Annotated in this window: 1 pseudogene; it reads left to right on the forward strand. The window is 66.5% G+C overall.

The features are described 5' to 3' along the window. Positions 1–257 (forward strand): annotated as a pseudogene (locus ACG02S_RS26340) (reverse transcriptase domain-containing protein); the annotation flags it as partial.

Raw genomic sequence — 257 nt, forward strand, 5'->3', positions numbered from 1 at the left:
GCAGGCAAGTACCGGCCAAGCCGGTACGGCGAGTGATGATCCCCAAGCCGGACGGCAGCCAGCGCGAGCTCGGCATCCCGACGGTAACGGACCGGCTGATCCAGCAGGCATTGCTGCAAGTGCTGCAGCTGCTGATCGATCCCACCTTCAGCGAACACAGCCACGGGTTCAGGCCGCGCCGGAGTGCGCACGACGCGGTGAAAGCCGCCCGAGCCTATGTCCAGTCTGGCAAGCGCGTGGTGGTGGACGTGGACCTG

Origin of the sequence: Pelomonas dachongensis (assembly GCF_043555865.1) — a bacterium.
In the GTDB taxonomy this organism is placed as follows: domain Bacteria; phylum Pseudomonadota; class Gammaproteobacteria; order Burkholderiales; family Burkholderiaceae_C; genus Pelomonas; species Pelomonas dachongensis.